Source organism: Deltaproteobacteria bacterium (assembly GCA_016183235.1).
GTDB lineage: Bacteria > UBA10199 > UBA10199 > DSSB01 > JACPFA01 > JACPFA01.
On the sequence record JACPFA010000025.1, the window covers coordinates 48,415 to 73,784 of the forward strand.

General features: G+C 45.0%; 20 protein-coding genes. 12 read left to right on the plus strand and 8 right to left on the minus strand.

From position 1 onward, the window contains the following. Positions 1–117 precede the first annotated feature (117 nt). On the plus strand, positions 118–4,392 hold the full coding sequence (locus tag HYU97_05780; protein MBI2336251.1) for a HutD family protein: 4,275 nt from the start codon (positions 118–120) through the stop codon (positions 4,390–4,392). Positions 4,393–4,451: 59 nt separating this feature from the next. Next, on the plus strand, positions 4,452–4,934 hold the full coding sequence (bcp, locus tag HYU97_05785) for a thioredoxin-dependent thiol peroxidase (protein MBI2336252.1): 483 nt from the start codon (positions 4,452–4,454) through the stop codon (positions 4,932–4,934). Positions 4,935–4,972: 38 nt separating this feature from the next. Here the strand turns inward: bcp and HYU97_05790 are convergent, their stop codons facing one another. The 3 genes from HYU97_05790 to HYU97_05800 form a co-directional block, all read right to left on the minus strand. Further along, positions 4,973–5,317 (minus strand): type II toxin-antitoxin system PemK/MazF family toxin, encoded by a 345-nt coding sequence (locus HYU97_05790; GenBank protein MBI2336253.1) that lies wholly within the window; start codon positions 5,315–5,317, stop codon positions 4,973–4,975. Continuing rightward, positions 5,307–5,531 (minus strand): AbrB/MazE/SpoVT family DNA-binding domain-containing protein, encoded by a 225-nt coding sequence (locus HYU97_05795; protein ID MBI2336254.1) that lies wholly within the window; start codon positions 5,529–5,531, stop codon positions 5,307–5,309. The genes HYU97_05790 and HYU97_05795 overlap by 11 nt, the downstream gene beginning before the upstream one ends. Positions 5,532–5,638: 107 nt before the next feature. Continuing rightward, positions 5,639–5,965: a hypothetical protein gene (locus HYU97_05800; GenBank protein ID MBI2336255.1), complete on the minus strand. Its 327-nt coding sequence runs from the start codon at positions 5,963–5,965 to the stop codon at positions 5,639–5,641. Positions 5,966–6,083: 118 nt separating this feature from the next. On the opposite strand from HYU97_05800, the gene HYU97_05805 reads away from it, so the two are divergent. Continuing rightward, a complete protein-coding gene (locus HYU97_05805; protein MBI2336256.1) occupies positions 6,084–6,230 on the plus strand; it encodes a hypothetical protein in 147 nt (48 codons plus the stop codon). Positions 6,231–6,240: 10 nt separating this feature from the next. Further along, positions 6,241–7,689 (plus strand): hypothetical protein, encoded by a 1,449-nt coding sequence (locus tag HYU97_05810; protein MBI2336257.1) that lies wholly within the window; start codon positions 6,241–6,243, stop codon positions 7,687–7,689. Positions 7,690–7,696: 7 nt separating this feature from the next. On the opposite strand, the gene HYU97_05815 is transcribed toward HYU97_05810, so the two are convergent. From HYU97_05815 to HYU97_05835, 5 genes are all read right to left on the minus strand, one after another. Beyond that, positions 7,697–8,659 (minus strand): Ppx/GppA family phosphatase, encoded by a 963-nt coding sequence (locus tag HYU97_05815; protein MBI2336258.1) that lies wholly within the window; start codon positions 8,657–8,659, stop codon positions 7,697–7,699. Then, positions 8,637–9,908: a PD40 domain-containing protein gene (locus HYU97_05820; GenBank protein MBI2336259.1), complete on the minus strand. Its 1,272-nt coding sequence runs from the start codon at positions 9,906–9,908 to the stop codon at positions 8,637–8,639. The genes HYU97_05815 and HYU97_05820 overlap by 23 nt, the downstream gene beginning before the upstream one ends. Positions 9,909–10,220: 312 nt before the next feature. Next, positions 10,221–10,979 (minus strand): TonB family protein, encoded by a 759-nt coding sequence (locus HYU97_05825; protein ID MBI2336260.1) that lies wholly within the window; start codon positions 10,977–10,979, stop codon positions 10,221–10,223. Between the two features lie 27 nt (positions 10,980–11,006). After that, on the minus strand, positions 11,007–11,441 hold the full coding sequence (gene tolR, locus HYU97_05830) for a protein TolR (GenBank protein MBI2336261.1): 435 nt from the start codon (positions 11,439–11,441) through the stop codon (positions 11,007–11,009). 8 nt (positions 11,442–11,449) lie between these two features. Continuing rightward, positions 11,450–12,172, minus strand: coding sequence for a MotA/TolQ/ExbB proton channel family protein (locus HYU97_05835; GenBank protein MBI2336262.1), 723 nt, complete (start codon positions 12,170–12,172; stop codon positions 11,450–11,452). Positions 12,173–12,424: 252 nt separating this feature from the next. Here HYU97_05835 and HYU97_05840 point away from each other — a divergent pair, with 252 nt between their 5' ends. The 8 genes from HYU97_05840 to HYU97_05875 all read left to right on the plus strand — a co-directional run bounded on the left by HYU97_05840 (position 12,425) and on the right by HYU97_05875 (position 25,337). Further along, positions 12,425–12,829, plus strand: coding sequence for a hypothetical protein (locus tag HYU97_05840; GenBank protein MBI2336263.1), 405 nt, complete (start codon positions 12,425–12,427; stop codon positions 12,827–12,829). Between the two features lie 22 nt (positions 12,830–12,851). Then, on the plus strand, positions 12,852–13,652 hold the full coding sequence (locus HYU97_05845) for a glutamate racemase (protein MBI2336264.1): 801 nt from the start codon (positions 12,852–12,854) through the stop codon (positions 13,650–13,652). 276 nt (positions 13,653–13,928) lie between these two features. Further along, the gene (metH, locus tag HYU97_05850) at positions 13,929–17,465 is read left to right on the plus strand and encodes a methionine synthase (protein MBI2336265.1); all 3,537 of its coding nucleotides are present in this window, start codon (positions 13,929–13,931) and stop codon (positions 17,463–17,465) included. Positions 17,466–18,035: 570 nt separating this feature from the next. Continuing rightward, positions 18,036–19,043: a hypothetical protein gene (locus tag HYU97_05855; GenBank protein MBI2336266.1), complete on the plus strand. Its 1,008-nt coding sequence runs from the start codon at positions 18,036–18,038 to the stop codon at positions 19,041–19,043. A gap of 2 nt (positions 19,044–19,045) precedes the next feature. Beyond that, a complete protein-coding gene (locus tag HYU97_05860; GenBank protein MBI2336267.1) occupies positions 19,046–19,678 on the plus strand; it encodes a hypothetical protein in 633 nt (210 codons plus the stop codon). Beyond that, a complete protein-coding gene (locus HYU97_05865) occupies positions 19,665–22,274 on the plus strand; it encodes a TIGR03960 family B12-binding radical SAM protein (GenBank protein ID MBI2336268.1) in 2,610 nt (869 codons plus the stop codon). Before HYU97_05860 ends, HYU97_05865 begins: the two co-directional genes overlap by 14 nt. A 10-nt stretch (positions 22,275–22,284) precedes the next feature. Then, positions 22,285–22,992: a hypothetical protein gene (locus tag HYU97_05870; protein ID MBI2336269.1), complete on the plus strand. Its 708-nt coding sequence runs from the start codon at positions 22,285–22,287 to the stop codon at positions 22,990–22,992. Positions 22,993–23,813: 821 nt separating this feature from the next. Further along, the gene (locus HYU97_05875; protein MBI2336270.1) at positions 23,814–25,337 is read left to right on the plus strand and encodes an Rne/Rng family ribonuclease; all 1,524 of its coding nucleotides are present in this window, start codon (positions 23,814–23,816) and stop codon (positions 25,335–25,337) included. The last annotated feature ends 33 nt before the right edge of the window (positions 25,338–25,370 follow it).

Here is a 25,370-nt window from a genome sequence, read left to right on the forward strand (position 1 = left end):
CTCTCAGTAAAACTTTTTAGGTGAGCGATGTTTAAATGATGTGGGGAATTTATGTTAGCAACCCTTTGAAAGGGTTGTCGATTTGAGTAGATAGGTCAAAATCGTGCGGTTTTTATTATGACAAATGATCCCATTCGCAATGAGGGGTCCACTAGTTGGTGGGATCCTTTTTATTTTCGTGTTGAGTCAGGGCCAACTAAATTAGCTGATAAACCTGATCCGAGCCTTGTTCAAGCTTTGCACTTGCGAGGTAGTGAACTGTTGCGTTTTGGCGATGAGCAGCAAAAAACCGTCGGGGCATCCTTATTACAATGGGTTGAAGCGCAAGGGGGATATGAAGGTGAATTGGCCGCGAGTGAATTATGTAAAGGCGGGGCTGAGAGCAAGCGAGGGTGTAGCGGGGTTGAGCGAGTGGTGGGGGGAGCTACACAAGTGATGCAGAATTTGGATGTAGGCGATGTGGCATTATTAGCCGGGGTAGGGTTGTTGGGGCAAGCGACGCGTAATGGGGTCATGTCATGGATGGGGAGACGAGTCGAGAGTTGGTGGAACCGCGGAACGGTGGGAACGGTGCTAGCCCGAGGGGTTGGAGTTACGACCGAGGTAGCTGGAATTACGGGAATTGGGGTGGCTGAAAAATTAAAGCATGGAGAATCAGTAAACCTAGGGGACGAAGCTTTACGAACGGGGGTTGGATGGTTGGGCTTGCGTTTAGGGATGTTGGGGGTGGGTGGTACGGCACAGGCTTTCCATTATGTGGGCAGATATGAGGTGCCGAGGTTAGTTGGAGGGATGACATTCACAAGGGTGACGAGTGCTTTCGTCGGAGGTACTGCGGGAATGGTAGGGGCAGAAACGTTATTTGAAAGTTCAGACGGTTTATCGAAACGAGCTTTGAGTCAAAAAGTTTATCAAGCAGCCACGACACAAGCCAAATTTATGGTGGGGATGCGAGGGATCCACGCCTTATTTCCTAGCGTGGCACATGCCAGCCAGCGCTTATCTGTTGCGCATGTTTATTTACAACGCGGGATTCAGCCAAAAACAATCACGCCTCCCAATGGGTTTGACCGATTTTTAGGAACCCTTTCTTCTTATGGTGCCTGGCAGCCCGCTATGGCTTTCCCCGGGCGTGTAGAAGGGCCACTCAAAGGAATGCAATTTGGTGCTTTAGTTGAGCCGGCTTTGGGTGCCGGTCGTGGTGGTGCTAATCGCCGGGTTAAGGTTGATGAAAGTAGACCGCCGATGGGTGTGGTGCCGTTTTTTGGAACAAGATTTGAAAAAACTCCGACTCAATTTCAAGTTCCCAATCCTGAAGCAATTGCCAGCTGTTTAGCAGCAGATCCTACTTATGCTGCACAGTTACTCGGTCATTTTGGCCTAACGACCCATGCCTTAGATATACGTGCCTTTGCCCGTGGTTTTAATCTCGCCCGCCAAAATCCCGAAACCGTGCGCACTACCGCGTGGGATCTTGATGAAGTGCAATTGCATTGGGCCCTGACACCGGCGGGCCTACTACGTGGCAACGGTAGAGGACAGGACGCCCGGTATCATCATACAGACCCCAAAGTTTTTGACCCTCAAACTTATCAGCCCTATCAGCCCCGTCATAAACCCAACCCCCTGCTACGTGCGGTGTATTGGGCTATGGATGGTTTTCGTTTGCGCCAAGAAATGCAGTTGCATCCGGGGGTGCCGGCCTATGAGTTAGGTTTGCGCCTGGGTCAAGCCGACAATCTTATTTTGTGCACCACCGGGCCCTCAGGTCGTTTTATGATCTTGGCCAATGAAGTGCCGGCGTTGAAATATATTTATTTTGGTAAAGGCCCTGATGAATTGGTCACCGACCGCGACGTGCGTCATGCACCTAACATTTACACCCGTGAACATTTGGCTATGGCCATGCAACAGGCAGCTAGCTTGCGTTATCTGGCCGATGAACATCCTCTGGTGGTTGATTATGTTCACCGGGTGCAAAATAATCCTAAAGGTGGGGCCAAGCTCAAACATCCAGCCTTGCCTTTGTTGCTAGCCAAGGCGGGCATTGCCAAGCGGCCCTTCAATCGTTTGGTCGATGATTCGTCTTCTACTTATAAAATGTTGGCCGCCTTGCCTGGCTTTACCATCTATCAACCTCCGTCCAACCGTAAAAAGTTTTCCCTTTGGCCCTTGTCGTTCTTAAATCTTACTTTAGGCACTTCTAGTGGTTATTTAAATCGGATGAGTGGTTATTATGTTGATGATTTGGCCAATGCCATGGGCAATGGTTATCAATCCGTTCGGTTGCCTCGCACTGCACCGATTCCTGCCGATTATCCTCATCAACGTCTTGCGATCGAACTCCCTTGGTGGCGCCACGACCGCGAATACTTTGGCCCCATGCGCGACATTAAGGCAGACGCGCGGGCCGTTCGTGCAGCCCATTTGCCGCCGACGTTTAAAAATCGTTATGTAGCCATGCGCCATGGTCTAGCGCGTAGTAACTCGTACGATCAGGTGGTGAGTGATCCAGCTCGGGCAAGCCTGCCGAAATGGGGGCTTGAGCCTGAAAGCCGCACTCATATGCGTGAGTCGTTTAACAAATGGTTTGATAGCAATCAGCCACAAATTGAAGCGGCCCTGCAAGCCGGCAAGTTGCACATCTTCAGTTCTGATTTTAGCCGTGCCCGTGAAACCGCTGAAATTGCGGCCGCGGTTATCTATGAAAAAACCGGCAAACATATTGCAATTCAAATCGCTCCCGCTTTACGTGATCGAGGCTTTGGTGGGGCGGAAGGGCAAAGCCCTGCCGCTACTTACTATAACCAAGTATGGGCAGAAGATCCCAAAAATCCCCATCATAAAATGTTCGGGGCCGAATCGGCTCACGAGGTGCAAGGCCGCTTTGTCACATTCATGAAAGGTTTGGAAAAACGTTTTAGCGATGGTGACCACTTGGTATTACTTTTCTCCCACGGCGATCTGATGCGCATTGGCATGACGGCTGTAAACGACATGAACCCTGGTTTACATGTGGAGCGCTTTGGTTATATCTTTAATGGGGACCCCATCGATATGCGACGCCAACCCAATATCGTTCAGGCGCCCACAAAATTAAACAATCAATTTGTGGCCGTTCGGCATGGGCAGGCGGTTCCTAATGTTGAGAAGCACTTAGTGTCTTCTCCCAAAATAGGCATGGAACCTGGCCAGGGGTTAACAGCCACAGGCCGCATACAAACCCGTGAACGCACGCTTGCCTGGTATGATGCCAACCAAGCCCGAATCGATGAAGCCTTAGCCGCCGGCAAATTGCATATTTATGCCTCGCCTTTTACCCGTACCACCGAGACTGCCCAATTAGCCGCTGATGTTCTTTATGAAAAAACAGGCAAGCGAGTTCACGTTGTCCGTGCCGATGAATTGCGCGAACGCTATTTTGGTGAGCGGGATGGTTCAAACGATCCATGGTCAGTTTATCGAGCGGTGTGGGCGGAAGATAAAACCAATCCTCACCACCATTACCAACAGGCTGAAAACCCTTACCAAGTTCAAGCCCGCTTTTTGGGATTCATGAATGAACTCGACCGTCGTTATGCCGACGGCGATCACTTGGTTTTGCTATATTCCCACGGTGATGTCATTCGTTTGAGCGTAGCGGGATTAACGCGTTCTCCAAGCTACGATCCGGCGGTTCATAAAGAGTCTTTTGGAGATGTTCACCATGTCGAATATCGGGAACTTACTGCTATGGAAAGTCCGCCGGTAGGGAGTCGTTTCCAATATCGATTGATGAATTCTACGGATTATCAAGAAATGCCTTGGGCGAGTGGAAAGGGTGTAACCCATCAAGTAGCCATCAATCCCCCCAACGCCGATATGAAGGCCAAAGACTTTGCCTGGCGGGTGAGCATGGCACCGGTGAAAGACGAAGGGGCGTGGAGCCATTTCACGGGTTATCAGCGAGTGGTGGTTATTACAGAAGGTCCAGGTATTGTTTTAACTCATCATATGGATGATGCTTTGCCGGTAACAAATAGGGTGTTGCCATGGCAGGTTTATCGTTTCGATGGTACAGCAACCACTAAGCCTGAATTAATCGGTGGAATCCCGATCAAAGATTTTAGCGTTATTTACGATCCCACCCGTGCCCGTGTGAACGTGAGCGTATTAGATGGCACGAATGGTAGTGTCGATAAGGGGGCCCTGCGTGCCTTGACCCAAGGCGACCATTATTATCATTGTGCCCAAGGCCCTTGTACTATTGCTATCAAAGGTGAAGCCGAACATCACTTGAACCAAGGCGACACCTTTCATTTACAAGTTCAACCGAATAACGCCGTGCAAATTACCGTGAGACCTGGTTCTTCCACTGCTAAGGTAATTAGCACTTCCATATACCCTCGTTAAACTCAACATTACGATAAATCACTTTTCAAAGATTTCACATTATTATAAAGACGATGATTATGAAGAAAGAAAAAATTTTTGAAATTGGTTCGCCAGCCCCTGCCTTTGAGTTGCCCGATCAAGATGGTAAGCCCATCAAACTTAGCGATCATCGTGGTAAGTGGGTGGTGCTCTATTTTTATCCAAAAGATAATACCCCTGGTTGCACCATCGAGGCCATTAATTTTACTAAATCGTTAGCTCGATTAACGGACTTAAATGCCGTTGTGTTAGGGGTGAGCGCTGATACTCCCGAATGCCATCAAAAATTTATCAAAAAACAAAAGCTTAAAATCAATCTCTTGAGTGATCCTGAACATAAAATGATTGAAAACTATGGCTGCTGGGCCCCCAAAAAATTTCTGGGCCGAGAATTTTTAGGCATTTTACGCAAAACCTTTCTGATTAACCCCAAAGGCGAGATCGTTTACATTTGGCCTAAGGTCAAGGTGCTAGGTCACGCCGCCGAAGTCGAAGCCAAATTAAAAGAACTACAAGCTTAAACCCATACTAATTAGTACAGGCCATTTTCACAAATTTCTTAGAGAATGTCCCTTAGTGCTTTACGGAGTGATTTCGTCACCGATTTTCTGTCTTGTGTGGACAAAACGCCTGTTTTGCGAATGATGAAACGATGATCAAGTGTGAACAACTTCATTCGAATGACCGAGTCTGCGGAAAGCCCTGCGGAAGCGAGAGCGTTCAATTTTACATCCAGTGGCCATGCTGAATTTTTAGCACTGGTAATCATTGCCATGATACTGTGTTTTGCTTCGCTATTAAAATGAGATTTGGAAGATAAAACAAGAGCCGGTCTTTTCTTTGTTTGCGAAGAATCTGTGAAGGGGAAGGGGACCACTACCACATCAAAGGCTTTATAAGTCACCGTAAGCCTCATCGTCATTTTTGGAATTCCATTCTTCTAGGGTTCCTTGGAGAGATTTTGCGAATTGGAGATCGAGGGGGGATGCTTTTTTAAGAGTGACCTTGTCTTTTTGAATTTCAAAAGCAATCACATCTCCCTTTTGTAAACCTAATTTTTCTCTTACAGGGTTAGGGATCGTAGCCTGGTATTTTGAGGTTAATTTTGCAGCCAACATCGAAAAGCCTCCTATGGTAATACTGTATTACAGAATTACCTTTTTTGTCAATGGGGTACTTTTAATATGACGTTGGGTTTAGTTGGGCAGGGATGGTGAGTTGCTAATTATTTAGCAATCAGACTCCCCGGAGGAAAAGCATCAATGGCCGTAATATTTTTAATATTACCTTTGAACATTCTTTTTTTAAGTTTCCCAACGACCTGAACGGCTAGTGCAGGTTTAAGTTTCTCCGCATAATAAATAAGTGATTTTGAAATTTCTTGCTCACTATATTTGGCCTCAATAAGTTCTATCACACAGCCCTCTTTTAGAATGGCAAAATCTACTTCCCTGCCTTGAGCTCGAGAGTGAGATTCTCTCCAGTGAACTGATTTAAAGCGGTCATTTTTGGTTCTTTTCTCATCTATATTGCCAGCAATAGCCAATTCCATAATAAAACGGATGTATACTATCTGTATACTTTTTTCCCATAGTTAGAGAATTTAAGCCCCCTCTTTCTCCGAAAAGATAAGCAGCGAAGTACCTAACTGCTATAGAGGGAGCATAAAAATGAATATGTTGATAAACGTTCATAAGTTGACCTTCAAGGAGCATGGTGATGGGGACCTCAATAGCCCTGTCACTTATGAGTATGTCTATACAGCCTATCTTCCCATCGAACAGCCAGCAGAAATTTTTGACTTTTACATTAGTTGAAAGGAATTTCATGATTTCTAAAGTAATTATTCCGTTTACCTTATCATGGGTATTGGTTTTGGTTGGTTTTTTATTGCCTAATTTAGTTAAGGCCGGTGGTTGCTTTGGTACCGATATTAATGGCACTTGTTTCAAATGGGACACCAGTCAGCCCATTGTCTGGAATCCAGACCCGGGTTGTCTTAAATGCGGGTTGGGAAATTTTGATCAAGAATTAGGTGATGCCCAATTGTCCGGAGAAAAAGGTTCGGGTGGTTCTTGTCAGTTGATAGAAAAAGAAGAAGCAGCAAACACCGATATCGATAACGCCACCGCTCGAGCCATGATTACAGCTGCTTTTCAAAAGTGGATGAGTGTGCCGGGTGCCAAGCTTATCGTTCAGGAAGGGCCTGCCTTACCCGAAGACGCCAATTTGGCCACCTACACCAATTATTATATTCCCGACAGTAAATATAATCCTAATGACCCCGAACACCCTTTGATTCTCTATAATCCCAAACATCCTCTGATCAAGGGTTGTTATGACAGTGATCCGAATACCCCTTGTTATAATCCGGTAATTTTTGATCCCAATGGCCTTATCATGCAAGATTTGATAGGACCTTGTAATCAATACACCGTTTACGGTCTTGGTGGAATTATGCCTCGGGATGGATTTAAAGATCCAATTTTAAAGAAGGGCCAGTTTATCATCAATGCAGCTTGTATGGCCTCATCTACGGTCTTTCCTGGTTGTGAAGACGGTGGGGGTTGCTCTCGTATTTTAAGCAAGACGGATATCGAAGCGGTGATGGTCCACGAGTTAGGGCATTTTTTAGGAATGGATCATACTCAAGTGGCCCCTGAGAGTGCGTGGCTTTGTAGTGGGCTACCCAATGGTTGCACGGGTGATCTAAAAGACGACATCCCTACGATGTATGATAGACTTATTCAAAATGGTGGGCAAGAGACCTTACATATCGACGATAAGGTGGCCTTTGCAAAATTGTATCCCGACCCTGACCCCGCCAATCAAACCTTTAAGAAGCAGGATTGTACGATCAAGGGGAGTGCATGGCACAATGGGTCTTATTTAAGGTGTGCGGAGATTTTAGCAGTACCGGTCAGCGGTGCGCTAGACGGTGAAAGCTTTGATTATGCCAATGCAGTCTCGGTTATTTCAGGGGCTGAAGCACCTAAGATCGACGTTAGTCATCGGGACCAGTGGAATTGCAGTAAGGCAGGGGGCCAATGCAGTAAGTTTGAAATCAGTGGCATTAAAGTGGGGCAAACGTATCGTCTGCAAATCCATCCCATCTACGATTGGAAGACGTCCATTGAGCCCTGTTACCCAGCCCTGGATAGTCAAGGCCAAGTGATGCACGAAGTGCCGAACATTCAGCCTAATTTGGACGCCTATGAGTTTACCTGTAATGAAGCTGGAAAGGTTTTGACAGTGGGTTACATTAATGCAAAATAACCAGGTCCTATCTTGGGTGTATTTCGAACAATACTCCGTAACGTAAGCCATGGTTACTCACTGTAATTTTTTTAAATTTTAAGTAACGCATCAATCGGCTTAAAATTAATCCGCCAGTTGGCAAAACATCGGCTCGTTTAGGATGCATGCCTGGAAAGCATTTGCGGTCGGCTAACGATAATTTTCGTAGAGCTTCGGTTAATTTTTCAATCTGTTGTAGCGTTAAAGTTTTGCCATGGATTTTTTTGGGGTCATAAGTTTTCATTTTTTTCAGAACCGCTAACAAGCTAGTTACCGTAGCTGCAACCCCGACCCACTTTCTCTTTGCGCGTGTCTGTCTCTGGCGAAAGACCAACGTCATCCCGGGCTTAGCCCCGGGATCCATAATTGATTCGTCAATAAAATTTTTTAACTGATTCCATTCTAAATCAGAAATGGGATGACGATGGATGAACTTTTCCGTCAAACTAACGGACCCTATAGGCAGGCTTATTTTTTTTAATTGCCCATGCCGTTCGCTTACAATCTCAGTTGACCCCCCGCCAATATCGATCATGCCTATCTTTACACCGTGCTTAGCAAAATCTTGCTTGGCACTTAAATAAGAAAGCCTGGCTTCTTCTTCCCCTGAAATAATTTCAACTGGAATTTTAAGTTCATCAAAAATCTGTTTTGCAAATAGATAGCCATCTTTTGCTTTACGAAAAGCCGCCGTGCCAACCGCTAAAACCTTATTTACCTGGTATTGATCACAAATTTTTTTATATTTTTTTAAAACCAAAAAAGCCCTAGCTTTGGCTTTGGGGTCAAAATTTTTTCTTGGTTTTAAATTCTTAGCCAGCCGAGGGATTTCTGCCTGATCGAGCAATACTTTGCATAAACCATTGTTTAAGCGCTGCACGATGGTTAACAGAACTGTATTCGACCCAATGTCGATAGCAGCAATTTTATTTCTGTTTTTCGGCGGCATCGAGCCAATTCGACCAATCTGAATTGATGCAATTATTTTTATTTTCGATCACGGTTTGATTATACCCATCCCACATCATCAGCTTCAATTCACTCTTCGCATCACGGTGCACCGTGCTATACACAATGAATCGACCATCGGGTGAAAAGGTAGGTGATTCATTACTACCGCCACCTTGAGTTAATTGCTGAAAACCACTGCCGTCGGCATTCATCAGCGCAACATTAAATTGTCCGCCCACGCGCGTTGAAAAAACCACTTTGTCACTACGTGGTGACCAATCGGGCGAATCATTTTGATAACCAAAATAAGTCAAACGCGTCGTTTCGCCACCTTGCTTATTGACAGCAAAGAGATGCAAATTGCCGGCCCGCTCCGAGGCAAAGATAAGCCGCTCACCATCGGGCGAAAAAGTGGGAGCAATGTCAACCCCCGTGGTTTGGGTAATTTGTCTCACTTGATTGCCTTCGGTATCAAACAAATAAAGATCAGGGTCACCCCCCATGCTAGAAGAAACCGCTAGATAATTGCCGTCGGGAGTAAAAGCTGGGGTGATGTTTAAGGCTTTATTAAAGGTAATGCGTTTGCCTTTACCGCCCTTGATCCCACTAATATAAATTTCAGGAAAATAGCTGGCATAAGAAGTGTAAGCAATGCGATCTGCAAAGGGTGACCAAGAGGGGGAAATATTATTAACTTTATTTTTGGTGATGGGGGTGATGCCAGTGCCATCAACATTCATAATCATGATCTGCCTTTTATTGAGGGGGCCACAGGCCGCAACGATTTTAGTATTGTAAAACCCCCGTTCGCCAGTGAGGGCCAAAAGAATTTCATCCATGAAGCGATGAATGGCGACATAAAGGGCCTTCTTTTTCACTTTGTAACGTTTGCCCACTAACATTTTGCCAAGTTGGGGATCGAACAAACGCAATTCAACCGTAGATCCACCTTTAACCACGCCGGTAATCAGTCCCCGCGCCCCAATTCCGGTCCATTTTGAAAAATTAATATCTTCAGGTAAATAATGCCCGCTGTGATCGGTAAAACGTGATCGGTCGATCACTTCAAAATAACCCGCCAGGTTGAGATTTTTTTTCAGCATCTCGGTCAGTTCATGGGCGGTGTCACTCGAGCCACTTAAGTCAGCCACTGCAATAGGAAAGCGCTGCTCAGGAGTGAATTGATCGATCAAAATATAAATCTCAGCCTTTGCAGGGGTGGCGATTAATAGTAGTAATAGTGTCATTGCAAAGAAAACGAGATTGCTTCGCAGACGCTCGCAATGACAAGTTGATGTCATTGCGAGACCAGCAGGGCGAGGCAATCTTCTAAATAAATTCTTCATAAAAGCTAAAATAGTGATTTTTACATTTAAATCAATCCAAAATGGAAGATTCTTTGTCATCATGGGTCCCCCGGTCAATCCCCCGATCAAGTCGGGGGAGGGGGATGACATTCCTCAGAATGAATGAATGAATGGATGCCGGATCAGGTCCGGCATGACGGTATTGCGTCATCCCGGGCCTGACCCGGGATCCATATAATATGACAGCTATTTTTATAATCTCTTTTTAAACGTCACCACAAATGTTTCCGACACTGCCCCAGCCGGTGGTGGCGAAAAAGGATTCGAGGCTTGAATCGCGCGCATGCAAGCCGCATCAAACGCACCGTTGCCCGAGGTCTTACGAAAGCTAGCCGAGATCAGCGACCCACTTGGGCTTAAGCGAAACGTAATCGTTGTACTTAAAACCGTATCGCTTACTTGCGATTGCCAATAAAGATTGCGTTGCACCTTGGCCTTTACCATGGCTCGATATTGCGCAATGGCGGGGTCATCCGCCAAGATAGGCCCGCCTTCACTTCCACTCGGTAAGCCGGGCCCGGTGTTTTCAACCTTCTCTCTATTTTGTAATTCTTGATTTACTTTAGATAAGGCCTCCTGAATATTTTGATTATCAGGTTTTGGTTTTTTTTGAGTAGTTGTTGGGGCGTTGATAGATTTTTTATTCGTGGTGGGTTGGGGCTTATTATTAACCACAGGTTTGCTGATAGGTTCTGGTTTTTTTACTTCTTGAATTGGTTTGGGTGTAGGTGCAATCATCGGATGTTCAACCGGGGCGCTGGTGGCCACCGGCGAAGGATTTTTTGAAAATCGAATAAAAGTAATTTTGCTGGCGGGGACTTCTTCCTGGCGAAACAGCTCCCCTGCAATGATTGCAAAAATGAACATTAGCAGGTGAAAGACCACCGAGATGAGTAAAGACCCTGGCAGCGTAGGTGAGTCTTTAAATTCCTGAACCGCTTTGTAGGACATGGCTTACAACCCCTTAAGAATCTTTTTTTAAGAGCCTCCTTGGTTTTCAAACTCGGTGTCGAGGCCTACTTTTTCGATCCCTAAATTTTTGCATACCCCCATGACTTTAACAACGTGCCCATAAGGGACTTGTTTGTCGGCGCGGATAAAGATTTCTTTGCGGGCCGTATCTTTGTAAATAGAGCTCAGTTTGTCGGAAATGTTGACCGTATTATAGCTCACCGATTTGTCGTCGTTAATATAAATTTGACCGGCTTGGGTGATGGTTAAAACCGTGTCTTCGGGTTTTTTCTGAGTGGCACTACTACTAGACACCTCCGGAATGTCCACTTCAATGCCTTGCTGCAATAGCGGTGCAGCAATCATAAAAATAATTAAAAGCACCAACATAACATCCACCATGGGGGTGACGTTAATTTCGGCCAACACCGAACGACCTTGTTTGTGGGAACTAAGCGCCATAAATTTCCTTAAAAATATTCGTGTTGAATGCGTCGTGTGAGATCCAACGAAAAATCTTCATAATCGCGAGCCAAGGCTTTTATTTTGGTTACGAAATAGTTGTAAAACACAACAGCCGGGATAGCCGCAGCCAGACCCACTGCGGTGGCGATCAATGCCTCAGCAATATAAGGCCCTACCACTTGAATCGAGCTTGAGCCTGAGCCTTCTTTTAAAACCCAAAAGGCCGTAAGGATACCCCACACCGTGCCAAACAAACCAATAAACGGGCAGGCGGATGCCGTGGTGGCTAAAAAGGGAGTGAATTGTTCCAGCCTTCCGGTTTCGTTATCGCTACTTTGTTGGATGCGTTTTCGCACATGGTCTAAATCTAATTTAGCAGGATAAGTGGGGTCTTTGGCCTTGGCCTGTTTGATTAAAAGAATATCGCGCAGCCCAGAAAGAAAAATTTCGTAAAGCGGGCTTTCTTCACTACCTTTCCGTTTGGTTAAAATTTCTTCTAGTCGAGGCGCGTTTTCAAAGGTTGCTAAAAATTTCCCCGAGCTGCGGCGAGCCTTTTTGATTTGAAAAAATTTGTAGAGGATAATCGTCCAAGAAAAAATGGAAAAGAAAAGCAGTATCGCCAAAGTTAGCTGCACAATGGGGTCGCTGCCCAAGGCTAATTCTAAAATATTGATTTTTTGACCGCGATGGGCCACTTCAGCCTGTAAAAATAATACGCTCCAAAGCATGGCTAGTTCACTCCTTTTGATAGATAAACGTTGGGATTGACATGAACGGGCTCAACTCTACTTGCGAATTTTAAAAAAGTCAACCCGGCCCCTTCTGTACAAAATAGACGAACTCCTTGAAATTAAATAACTTAACTCTCCATGACCAAGATCAGTAGGGCTTAAAAAAAAGGTTGTTGACAGAACCCCTATAATTACTTAAAAATTTCAGTCGACCGTTTACGCGTAACCTATAAAAATCGAGGGTGTCTTATGTGGATTCAAAATGTCATGAATGAAGCTTTGCAACGGGGTGAAAAAATAAAAAACCAAATTGTGCAAGGTGTTTTGAGTTCAAAGACACTTGAAGAATTGTTATCTAACGAAAAAGTATTGCGTTCGGTGACCAAGGCTTTTTCGACCAAGCAACAATTAGAAAAAACGCTGCGCACTAATTTACGCAAGGCGCTTAAGTTTATTGAAATCCCTTCTCGTGAAGATCTTCGTCACATGCAAACCAAAATCTCACAACTAGAAACTGAGATGGATGGTATTCATCGCAAAATCATGACCAGCAAACTTCGTCATGAGTCTCCTGTCAAAGCCGCAAAAAAAAAAGTGAGTAGAGTTCTTAAAAGAACCACGAAAAAAACTTCTCTGATCAAGCGATCAAAATAACCCGTTGAGTTATAGGTTTTGTGTGGCTGTTAAAAAACCGGCGATTGGTATCTTTGATTCAGGTCTAGGTGGGTTAACGGTTTTAAGCGCCATTCAAAAACAAATTCCGCAAGAAAATTTGATTTATGTGGGTGATACGGCTCGCGTGCCTTATGGTACCAAGTCAAAAGAAACTGTTACCCGCTATGCCTTGCAAATCACGGAGTTTCTGGTGGGGCAAGGGGTGAAGGCTCTCGTGGTTGCTTGTAATACCGCATCAGCCTTTGCGTTAACTCAATTAAAATCAAAGTTTGATATTCCCATTATCGGGGTGTTGCAGCCCGGGGCCAGGGCGGCGGTGGCAACCACTAAGCGTAAGCGGGTGGGTGTGATTGGCACCGAGGGCACCATTCGTTCGGGGGCTTATCGCCAAGCGATTTTAGAATTAGAGCCACAAGTACATCTTTGTATGAAGGCCTGCCCTTTGTTTGTGCCGCTAGTTGAAGAAGGTTGGGTGCAACATCCGGTCACCGAGTTGGTGGCCAAAACTTATTTGGAAGATTTTATTAAGGAAGATATTGATGCACTGATCTTAGGTTGTACTCACTATCCCTTGCTTAAACCCATTCTCAAAGATGTGCTGGGCCCTGCTGTTTATTTGGTTGATTCTGCCCAAGAGACAGCCAATGAATTGGTTAGCTTATTAAAAGCCAAAAATTTACAAAACGAATCGGGTAAGGGAAAACTAGAATTTTATTCAACCGATGCCCCGGATAAATTTCAAGCCCTCGCTGGCCGATTCTTGGCGCAGGCTGTCGAGTCAGTACATCTTCTAGAAATTTAATATTCCGTAATGCCTCAGTTTTAGGGGTTTAGCTTTCCGAAACCCTTTGCGCGAGAACGACGAGTCATGAGCATTTAAAAAACATATAGTTTGTAGAAGTTAGGGTATGACCAGAGGGAATACACTAACTTCTAAACAAACTAATGTTTTTTAAGTGCGAATACGAGGAGTGAAGCGCGGGTTGAGGAAAGCTAAACCCCTAAAACTGAGGCATTACGGAATTCCTCATGCCACACTTGATCCGGTACCCATGATGGCGTATGGGTCAAACCTATTATGGAAATTAAGCAGCGTGTTGACAAACTAATCAGTGCATTAGCACAGCGCATTCTTGTTTTAGATGGGGCCATGGGCACGGCCATTCAAGGCTTTAACCTGGGGCCGTCTGATTTTAGTGGGGAACAATACGAAGGTTGCAATGAATATCTGATACTCACTCGCCCGGATGTCATTGAGAAAATTCATGCTAGTTATTTGGCAGCGGGGGCTGATATTTTAGAGACCAATACCTTTGGTGGCACGCCGCTGGTCTTGGCCGAGTATGGCTTACAAGATCAAACCTATGAAATTAATTTTCAAGCAGCCAAGCTTGCCCGAAAAGTGGTGGAAAAGTTTAGCACGAAAGATTGGCCGCGCTTTGTGGCTGGATCCATAGGGCCTACAACTAAGGCTATCAGTGTTACCGGTGGGGTTACTTTTTCACAACTGATCGATCATTTTTATCACCAAGCCAAGGCCCTTTATGAAGGTGGGGTCGATTATTTTTTGATCGAAACCTGTCAAGACACGCGTAATATTAAGGCCTGCCTGTTGGGGATTGATCGAGTTTTTGTTGAGAAGAATGAAAAAATTCCGGTGGCCGTTTCGATTACCATTGAACCTACGGGTACTATGCTAGCCGGTCAATCCGCCGAAAGCCTGGCGGCAAGCCTGGCCCATCGTGAGCTATTATACGTCGGCCTTAATTGTGCCACGGGCCCAGCCTTCATGACCGATTCGATTCGTTCTTTAGCCGCGTTCACAGAAAGTCGCGTGGCTTGCGTGCCCAATGCAGGGTTGCCTGATGAAGAGGGGCGTTATTTAGAAACACCCGAAATGGTAGCGAAGGTGATTCGGGGTTTTGCTGAAAAAGGTTGGCTTAATTTGGTGGGGGGCTGTTGTGGCACGGGGCCAGCGCATATCAAGGCCTTGCGGGCGGCTGTGCTTGACCAAAAACCTCGCGAGGTTAAGGCAAATCATCGGCATTTTCTTTCAGGCATCGACTATTTAGAAATCACCGATGAAATGCGGCCGGTATTGGTGGGGGAGCGCACCAATGTGATTGGCAGTCGTAAATTTAAAAATCTTATCAGCGAAGGCAAATTTGAAGAGGCCAGTGAGATTGCCCGTCTGCAAGTAAAAAATGGGGCTCAAATTATTGATGTGTGTATGGCCAATCCCGATCGCGACGAACCCGAAGACATGCAGCATTTTTTAGAACAGGTGATTAAAAAAGTAAAACCGCCACTGATGATTGATTCCACAGATGACAAGGTCATTGCATTGGCGCTCACCTATTGCCAAGGCAAAGCTATCATCAATTCCATTAATCTAGAAGATGGTGAAGAGCGCTATCAAAAAGTATTGCCGCTGGCCAAACAAATGGGGGCGGCTTTAGTTGTTGGTACGATCGATGAAGACAAGGTGCAAGGCATGGGGGTGACGCGCGAGCGCAAACTTTCCATTGCAGAACGATCCTATGATTTATTGACGAAAAAATACGGGGTGAGGCCCGAAGATATTTATTGGGACTGTTTGGTGTTTCCGGTGGGTACCGGTGACGCCCAATATCGCACCAGTGCGATTGAAACGGTCGAGGGGATTGGCTTGGTTAAAAAAGCCTTTCCCCGCACTCGCACAATTTTGGGTATTTCTAATGTCAGTTTTGGGTTGCCGCCGGCGGGCCGTGAAGTGCTGAATTCAGTTTTTTTGTATCACTGCGTGCAGGCGGGCCTTGATCTTGCCATCGTCAATACCGAACAATTGCAACGTTACTCTTCGATTTTAGATACCGAGAAAAAACTTTGTGAAGATCTGTTGTGGCAACGAGGAAATGACGCACTAACCGTTTTTACCGAATATTTCCGAAAGGTTCAGAAAAAAGAAAAAAAGTTAAGCAGCAATTTAACTCTAGAAGAACGGCTGGCTAATTATATTTTAGAGGGTACCAAAGAAGGTTTAACTGCAGACATCGATCAGGCTTTGCAAAAATATAAACCCCTTGAAATCATCAATGGCCCACTGATGAAGGGCATGGATGAAGTGGGGCGCTTGTTTGCAAAAAACGAGTTGATTGTGGCCGAGGTGTTGCAAAGTGCTGAGGCCATGAAGGCAGCAGTGGCCAGGCTTGAACCCCACATGGACAAGGCCGATGGGGCACAAAAAGGTACAGTGATTTTAGCAACCGTGAAGGGTGATGTGCACGATATTGGCAAAAATTTAGTAGATATTATTTTAAGTAATAATGGTTACAAGGTTATTAATTTGGGGATCAAGGTTCCTTCTGAACAACTCATTGCTGCGGTTAAACAACACCAGCCTAGGATTATTGGCCTTTCAGGGTTGTTGGTAAAATCAGCCCAACAAATGGTATTAACCGCTGAAGATTTATCTAAAGCCGGGATTAATTTGCCCGTATTGGTAGGGGGTGCGGCCCTTTCGGAAAAATTCACCCACAAAAAGATTGCCCCAGCTTATTCGGGGGTAGTGGCCTATGCTAATGATGCCATGAAAGGTTTAGAACTAGCCGATCATATTATCGATAAGGCCAAATTTGAGGTGTTGAAAAAAACCTTGGCCGAAAAAAGCAAATCTATTTTGCAAGAGCAAGAAAAATCAGAAGTTGCTCCCGTTTCAACTCCGGTTAAGAAAATAACTTTACTCAAAGAAGTCCCACCAGCCCCTGACTTTGAGCGCCATATTCTTGCTAACACACCACTCGATGAAATTTGGCGTTATATTAACCCGCTGATGCTTTATGGGCGGCACTTAGGCATCAAAGGCAAATGGGTAAAACTACTTGCCAAGGGTGAGTATCGCGAGCTGCGCGAATCCGATGAAGGCAAAAAGGCTATCGAAATTTGGGAGATCGTGCAGCAAATCAAACAAGATTATAAAAAGAAAGTTATTCGACCCAAAGCGGTGTATCAATTTTTCAAAGCTGCAAGTTTAGACAATCAACTCATGATTTATTCAAGTGATGGCAAAACAAAATTAGCCACGTTTGATTTTCCTCGGCAGAAATCAGGTGAAGGCTTGTGTTTGGCAGATTATGTATGGCCTCAACGTCATCCCGGGCTTGCCTGCCCCGGACCCCGATCCGGGGACCCGGGATCCATGATAACAAAGAATCTTCCATTTGATTCAGTTTGCTTATTTGCCGTTACCGCCGCCAGTGGTGATAGTGTTCGTCAAGAAGCCGAAAAATTAAAAGCAGCCGGCGAATATTTAAAATCACATGCCCTGCAGGCATTGTGTTTAGAAACCGCTGAGGGCTATGCCGAATGGCTCCACGGGAAAATCCGCGGCTTTTGGGGGTTTCCGGATGGGCCTGATGTAACCATGATGGATCGTTTTCAAACTAAGTATCATGGCAAACGTTATTCTTTCGGGTACCCAGCCTGCCCCAATTTAGAAGACCAAAAAATTCTATTTGAATTGCTCAAGCCTGAAGACATTGGCATTCAACTCACCGACGGATTCATGATGGACCCTGAAGCCAGCGTTTCAGCCATCGTCTTCCACCACCCCGAAGCCACTTATTTCAATATATAATAATGTCATTCAGAAATTTGTAAATTGCCGCACCTAAAAAGTTTTAGTGAAGCGGGCTAAGGGTGTTGTCAAGAACCCGCACCCGTAAAGCCTACTCGGCTCAAAAAATTATTTATTTTTATTGAATTAGAGTATTCCTCTGTCATCCTCTAATTCAAAAAAATAATATAATTTTTTGAACCTCCTACGGCTTTACTCCTGTGCTAAAAGGTTCTCGACAACACCCTTAGCCCGCTTCACTAAAACTTTTTATATCTCTGCAAATATTTCAGAAGAAGTCTTTTCGAAGCGGGGATAGGCAAATAGAGAGCCTTTTAGCGCAGGAGGTCGGATCCTTCGCCAAGCCTCAGGACAGGCTCCGGAGGGCTCAAAAATTTTATTGTTTTTTTGAATTAGAGGATGACGAAGGAATACTCTAATTCAACCAAAAACAAAAAATTTTTTAGCCCGAGTAGGCCGACCGGGCGCGGGCTCTCAATTTGCCTATCCCCGCTTCGAAAAGACGTGGAGATAATTGCAGATTTTTTAGCCTCAAGTTGTCTTGCCCATATTTTCATGCCATAATTATTTATGGCTGTTTATCGGCAAGAGCGTGACAATATGAATCAGTGGGATGGGAAGGCCCATCCTTTTTTTGAAAGTTATTATTTGTATTGTCATGTGCAGCCTGAACAAAAGGCGTTTTGGATTCAATATAGTTTGTTGTCACCGCTGGCCCGCATGGGTCGCCCGAGTGCGTCGCTAAAATTTTTTTATTTTGATTTAGTTCAACCTAATAACCAATTTGCTTTAAAAAGTACTTTCAATGAAGAAGCGATTTTATGCGATCAAGATATTTTTTATTTTCAGCTCAAAGAATCCGCTATTTATAATAGTGGGATGAGGGGTGAAATATTGGGGAGTCACCAGGCAAAGTGGAACCTACAATACGAACATGCTCTCAATAGTTTTGCCCTGTACCCCAGGGCTTTTTATTATTTTAGTTGGCCATCGGCTAAAATTATTTCTCCCAATTGGCAAATTAGTCTTTCAGGCGAAATACAGCTTGATGGAAAACAATTGCCGATACAAGCCATCCCTGGCACTCAAACTCATCAATATGGCACCAAACATTGGAATCATTGGGCCTGGTGTCATTTTAATCGCTTCTCCCAAGAAGGGGTGATTTTTGAAGCATTGGTAGGAGAATTACGATGGGAGAAAAAATGGAACCACTCACTCAGTTGGATGGTTTTACGAGTGGGTGGTGAAATCTTTTACTTTAATCAATTGCTCCGTACTTTTTTTAATTATGCTAGTTATGATGTTGATGGTATGAATTTAGAAGCGATTCGAGGGGCTTATAAGTTAGTTGTTGAAGTAACCAGCCTGTCAAATCGTATGATGGGGATGCAAGAGACCGATACCGATGGCACTAAGATTTATGTGCATCGTGAGGGTTTTGCGACCTGTGATTTAAAATTGTTTGAACGAAAAGGCTCCCAGTGGAATCTAAAATATGAATTTCAAGCTAAAGAGAACGGGGCCTATGAATGTGCCCATCGTAGCCTCGATCCCGATGTGCGTTTGGTAATTTAGATATGAAAAGAAAAATCGTCGGTTTAGTTTTGATTTTTTCCAGCATGCTCTTTTTAATGACGGGCTTGCGCACTTGCGACCCAAAAATCACGGCGGGTTTTCCTACGGTGATGTTGGAAGTGCAATCTTCCTCTGTTGCCCAAAGTGGGCAACCTATTCCCTTTACCGTGGGTAAGCTTAATAAGCTTGCCTTGTTGATCAATGCTGTGTTTGCAGGCCTTATGGCTGCTTTGCTCATTCGAGGATTGTGGCATTCATGGGGTCAAAGCCGATTAGCTTTTAGACTGGGCTGCTATTTTGTTTTCTACGCGGTTTTATGGAACACCTTGGTTAGAGGCAGCACCCTATTATTTTCCGAGATCGAACCTAGCGTCGGTCAATGGATTGGTAACAATCTTACGGGTGTGGATCCAATATTTTTTCTCATCATGTGTCTTTTTTATGTATATAACGATTGGTTAGGTTTGCAAGTGCCCACCTGGGACGCAACCGTTCCAGGATTTTTCCCCAGGTTTTATCCAGATGGCGAAGATCTTATTTACCGTCTCTTATTCCTTTTCTCCCTTTTCGTTTTATTTGGAGTGGGTTGGTTATTAGGCTCAATCTTCTCAAAACGGGTTGATGAACATGATTAACGATATTCAATTCCGCCAATTGATGGCTAAGGTCAGTAAACCGGGGCGTTACTTGGGGGGGGAAGTCAATGAAGTTAAAAAAGACCCTGCCAACGTAAAACTCAAGGTGGCTCTGTGTTTCCCCGATGTCTATGATATTGGTGAAAGTCATTTGGGTTTAAAAATCCTTTATAAAATTTTAAACGACCAACCCGATATTCTGGCCGAACGGGTTTATGCCCCCTGGCCCGACATGGAAGCCGCCTTACGTCGCGAGGGCTTACCACTTTTTTCTCTGGAAAGTCGGATCCCTTTGCATGAGTTTGACATCGTGGGCATCACCTTACCTTACGAATTGGTTTATACCAATGTATTGCAGGTTTTGGCTCTAGGCCGCATACCTATTTGGCAAAAAGACCGAAAAAAGGGCGACCCCATTGTGATTGGCGGCGGTAACAATGCCTTTAATCCCGAACCGATGGCCGATTTTTTTGATTGTTTGGTAGTGGGAGATGGCGAAGATTTGGTTTTAAAAATTGCTCACGAAGTTTTGAACTATCGGCAAAGCGATCAATCCCGAGAAGATTTATTACTACGCTTAAAAAATTATGAAGGCCTTTATGTACCCAGTTTTTTTGAATTTGAATATGCCCCAAACCATGGGCCTATATTGCAGCGTTTGCCAAAATATTCTGACTACACGGGGGTGGCTAAAGCGATTGTCAAAGAATTGAAGCAATCACAATATCCCACCGCACCCGTGGTTCCTCATGTTCAGATTGTGCACGACCGAATTGGGGTGGAGGTGCAACGCGGGTGTGTGCGGGGTTGTCGCTTCTGCCAGGCCGGTTATATTTATCGCCCCGAGCGGCAACGTGCCCCTGAACAGGTTAAATCGATCATTCAAGAATCGGTGCAAGCAACGGGGCATGAACAAGTTTCGTTGTTAAGCCTTTCGGTGGGCGACTATGCGTGCCTAGATCCCTTGCTTAACGATTTATTTGATTATTACTCGCAAAAGCGCATCAATATTGGGCTGCCGGCCACTCGCACCGAAACCTTAACCCCTCCGATTATTCGTCAAATGAAACGGGGCAAAATGACGAGCTTCACCATTGCCCCAGAAGCGGGCACGGCTCGCATGCGACGAGTCATCAATAAGGGCAACGAGAGTGCCGATCTGTTTCGCACCGCTGAAAATGTTTTTAAAGAAGGGTTTCGTTCGATTAAACTTTATTATATGTGTGGTTTGCCGTTTGAACAAGAACCAGACCTGCAAGGTATTGTTGATGAATCTTATGAATGCCATCGTATTGGCAAACAATTTCGTCAAGACGTGCAGATTAGTACCAGCGTGTCATCCTTTGTGCCTAAACCTTTCACTCCCTTTCAATGGGAGCCCCAACCCTCGATTGCTGAAGTTGAATCGAAACATCAGTTTTTTAGAGAAAAATTAAAGCGGCGTGGGGTAAAGTTTAAATCGCATAATGTTCACATGAGTTATTTGGAGGGGGTGTTTTCTCGCGGTGATCGGCGTTTGGCAGCAAGCATTGTGAGGGCCTACGAATTGGGTTGTCGTTTTGATGAATGGCAAGAAGAACTCGATTTTGCTAAATGGCAACAGGCCTTTCAAGATTGTACCATCGACCCTGATTTTTATGTTACCCGCAGACGTGCTCAAGATGAGATTTTGCCTTGGGACCACCTTTTTATACAAATGGGAAAAGATTGGTTGTGGAAAGAATGGGTGGCGGCTCACGATGAAGCCTTTGTAGAAGATTGCTCGACTCATCGTTGTACTTATTGTGGGGTTTGCGATTTTAAAGCGACTAAAAATGTGAATTTTGGTTTTGAACCGATCGAACAAAAAACTTTTGCATTTTCTACCAGGGCACGGCCATTAAAAGAAATCCCTTCTACCCATTTAAGAAATGGCGGCCCCGCGCTCGCATCTACTGTGCCGTCAGAAATTCGCCACAAACTTCGAGTTCAATTTAAAAAGGTTGGAAGGATTGCCCATTTAGGCCATTTGGAACTACAAGACGCCTTGATTCGCGCCATCCGCCGGGCAGAAATCCCCGTTGCTTATTCCGAAGGCTATCATCCCCGGCCTAAAATCAGCATGGGCATGGCCCAACCTGCAGGGGTTGAAAGTCTGGCTGAATTTTTTGACATTCAAATCAACCAAACCATGGCAGCCCAAGAATTTCAAAATCGCTTAAACAAAGTATTGCCCCAAGGCTTAGAAATTTTAGCCGTGAACCCCATGCTTACCAAACAAGATTCGCTCAATCAGGCGATTTGTGGCCAAGTTTATTCTATTGAATATGCGGGCGAAGATTTTCCTGCCCTAGTGAAAGAAAAGATTTTGGCCATGGGAAATTTAAGTTCAACTGAGCCCGTGTTGATTACCCGGCATAAGGCCTATGAAACTAAGGTGGTGGATGTTCGGCCTTTCATTAAAGAAATTTTTTTGGAAAATAATCGCAACCTTCGGCTGATGACCCAAGTGGGCCCTCAAGGTGGAGTGAAGCCCCAAGAAATTTTGCAAGCATTATCGAGTGAGGTCCCGGTGACTCAGTATCGTATCTTGAAAATCCAATCGATCTTTCAATAAGGAAACCCCTATGACATTAAGCAAGGCTCCTTTGCCGCTCAAGGTTTTGTTTACTTGTTTTCTTTTGACCACCGGCATGGGGTACCTCTTTGCCGTTTTTTACCTCTTTCTCATGGATATCGAGCCTCACCGAAAAAGCGGTGCTAATTTGTCGCATGCCGTGATTGTCAAATATTATGGGAAACGCGAAACCACTTTATTAGAGGCATCCTTAACCGAAAGCATGTGGGAGGAGACCGATACCACCCCCGCCCAGCAAAAGGAGGTGCTTACGTGGCTGCGGCAAGGGGCAAAAGAGGATGGTTTTCCCAAAGTTCAACCGATTTTTCAGAAAAACTGTGTTAGCTGCCATAGCCAGGATGGTGGTGAGACCCCGCTGACCAATTTTCAAGAGATCTCGGCTTTTACCAAAATGGACACGGGCCTTTCGATCAAAAGCTTGGTGCGTGTTTCCCATATCCACCTCTTTGGCATCAGCTTTATCTTTATGCTGACCAGCGGCATCTTTGTGCTAAGTGAGATCAACGCACGATGGCGGGCGCTCTTGATTGCCCTGCCGTTTATTGCCATGTGGACCGATGTGGGGTCTTGGTGGTTTACCAAATGGGAGCCGTTTTTTGCCTATACGGTTATTATCGGGGGTTTATTGATGGGTTTATCCTTGGCGGCCCAAGTCCTAATCCCGTTATGGGAGATGTGGCTCAAGAAAAAACAGTAAGTAATGCCTCAGTTTTAGGGGCCTTAGCTTTCCTCAACCCGTGCTCCGCTCCTCGTATTCGCACTTAAAAAATATTGGTTTGTTTAGAAGTTAGTGTATTCCCTCTGGTCATACCCTAACTTCTACAAACCATATGTTTTTTAAGTGCTCATGACTCGTCGCTCTCGCACAAAGGGTTTCGGAAAGCTAAGGCCCCTAAAACTGAGGCATTACAGCAGTAAAGAAAAAACCTTTGCTTTTTCTGCAAGAGCACGTAGACTAAAGGGAATTGCAACTTAAGGACTTAAGGGAGGCCTCTAAAAAAGGCCCAACAGATTTTGACATTTAAATAAAGGAATTATTGAAACAAAGGAGTTTCAGGACCGGTTAAACAAAGTATTGCTACAATGATTACAAATCAAAGTTTATTCCATTGAATATGCGGGAGATGATTTTTCTAAACAAATTAAAGTTAAAGAAAAAATTCTGGCCTTGGGCAGTTTGGGCTCGAAGGCGTTTGTGTTTGTTGCGCATTACTTAAATATCCTATCCTGAAAATCCAATCGACAAATCAATAGATATAGCCTGGGAAGGTAACAGCCGTGCTCTGTGAATTGACCCGGCTTCCAGCGGCAGAGCCCTTCTGTCATTGCGAACCCAGCAGGGTGAAGCAATCTCTTCTGTCTAACCGGTGAGATTGCCACGCCCGTTGGGCTTGCAATGACAGAAAGTCCATGCCGGCCAGCCCGCATTGGGGGCCCCGCCGCTTCCAGCAAGGGTCAATGCACAGACCTTGGCCGCAAGCCAGCCAAGCTTGATAGATTTTATAAATAGGATAACTTATGAGTAATGAATTAATTATTAATGTAACTTCAAAAGAAAAACGGGTGGCTTTTTTAGAGAGTGGGGCGGTTACTGAGCTTTATTATGAACGGTCTAAGCCCCTGGGCTATGCGGGTAATATTTATAAAGGTAAGGTGCAACGGGTGTTGCCAGGGATGCAGGCAGCCTTTGTGGAGTTGGGCTTAGAAAAGGCGGCGTTTCTTTATTCGGGCGACATTGCTGAAGAGCTACGCCACCTTGATACGGGGGATGATGGTTCTGAAGGTGGTTCGGGTAACGGTAAACAGCGGCGGCAATTTGATCCATACGCTTCGATTGAGCATAAACTAAGGCCTGGGCAAGAAATTATTGTGCAAGTGGTGCGAGGGCCCATTGGCACTAAGGGCGCGCGGATTACTTCGCACATTACTTTGCCGGGTAGATATTTGGTTTATATGCCTTATTGGGATCGCATCGGGATTTCTAAAAAAGTTTCTCAAGATCAAGAGCGCCGGCGCCTTAGGCAATTGCTCAAAGCGCATCGGCCCGAATACGGTGGGCTGATTGTGCGTACAGCAGCCGAAGGGATTGCCGACGATGAAATTGTGCAAGATCTTCAACTCTTAAAAGACGAATGGCAAAAGATTATTGATACCGCCAATGAAGTTAAGGCACCGGCCTTAGTGCAAACCGAGATCGACATTGTATTAAAGGCCATCCGGGATTTTTTGAGTGTGGGGATTGATCGTGTCATGGTGGATGATGTTGCTGAGCACGAAAAGATCCAAAAATTTATCGAACGTTATATCCCCAGTTGGCATGGTCAGCTTGAACTTTATAAAGACGACACGCCTATTTTTGATTTTTATGGGATCGAAGCTGAGATCAACCGCGCTTTAGGCAAAAAGGTTTGGTTGAAGAGTGGTGGCTATATCATCATTGAACAAACCGAGGCCCTTTCGACCATCGATGTGAATACCGGGCGGTTTGTGGGTACCACCAGTCTAGAAGATACCATTTTAAAAACCAACATGGAGGCGGTTGAAGAAATTGTTTATCAACTACGCCTGCGCAATATGGGCGGGATCATCATTTTAGATTTTATCGACATGGAAAAGCGTTCTTCGCGCGAAAAGGTTTATCGATATTTGCAAGATAAGTTATCTGAAGATCGGGCGCGCACCACCATTTCAAAAATAACCGATTTGGGTTTAATTGAAATGACCCGCAAACGCACTCACGAATCGCTCACTCGTATTCTCACTGATGAATGCCCCGTGTGTGATGGCCGAGGGTTTTTGAAAAGTGCCACCACCGTTTGTTACGAGATTTTTAGGCAAATTCTACGAGAGTTCCGCCACGAAGAATGTAAAAAATTAATTTTAACGGTTTATCCTACAGCGTTTGGTGCGTTAGAGGGCGAAGAGCACGAAGGATTTATTGAACTGCAAAGAATTGTTGGAAAAGAAATTCAACTAAAATTAGACAGTTCATTTCACCCCGAGCAATACGAGATTATTCCTGTGTACGAGCGGGTGGAATAATCGATGTCATATATGGATGCCGGATCCCCGGAT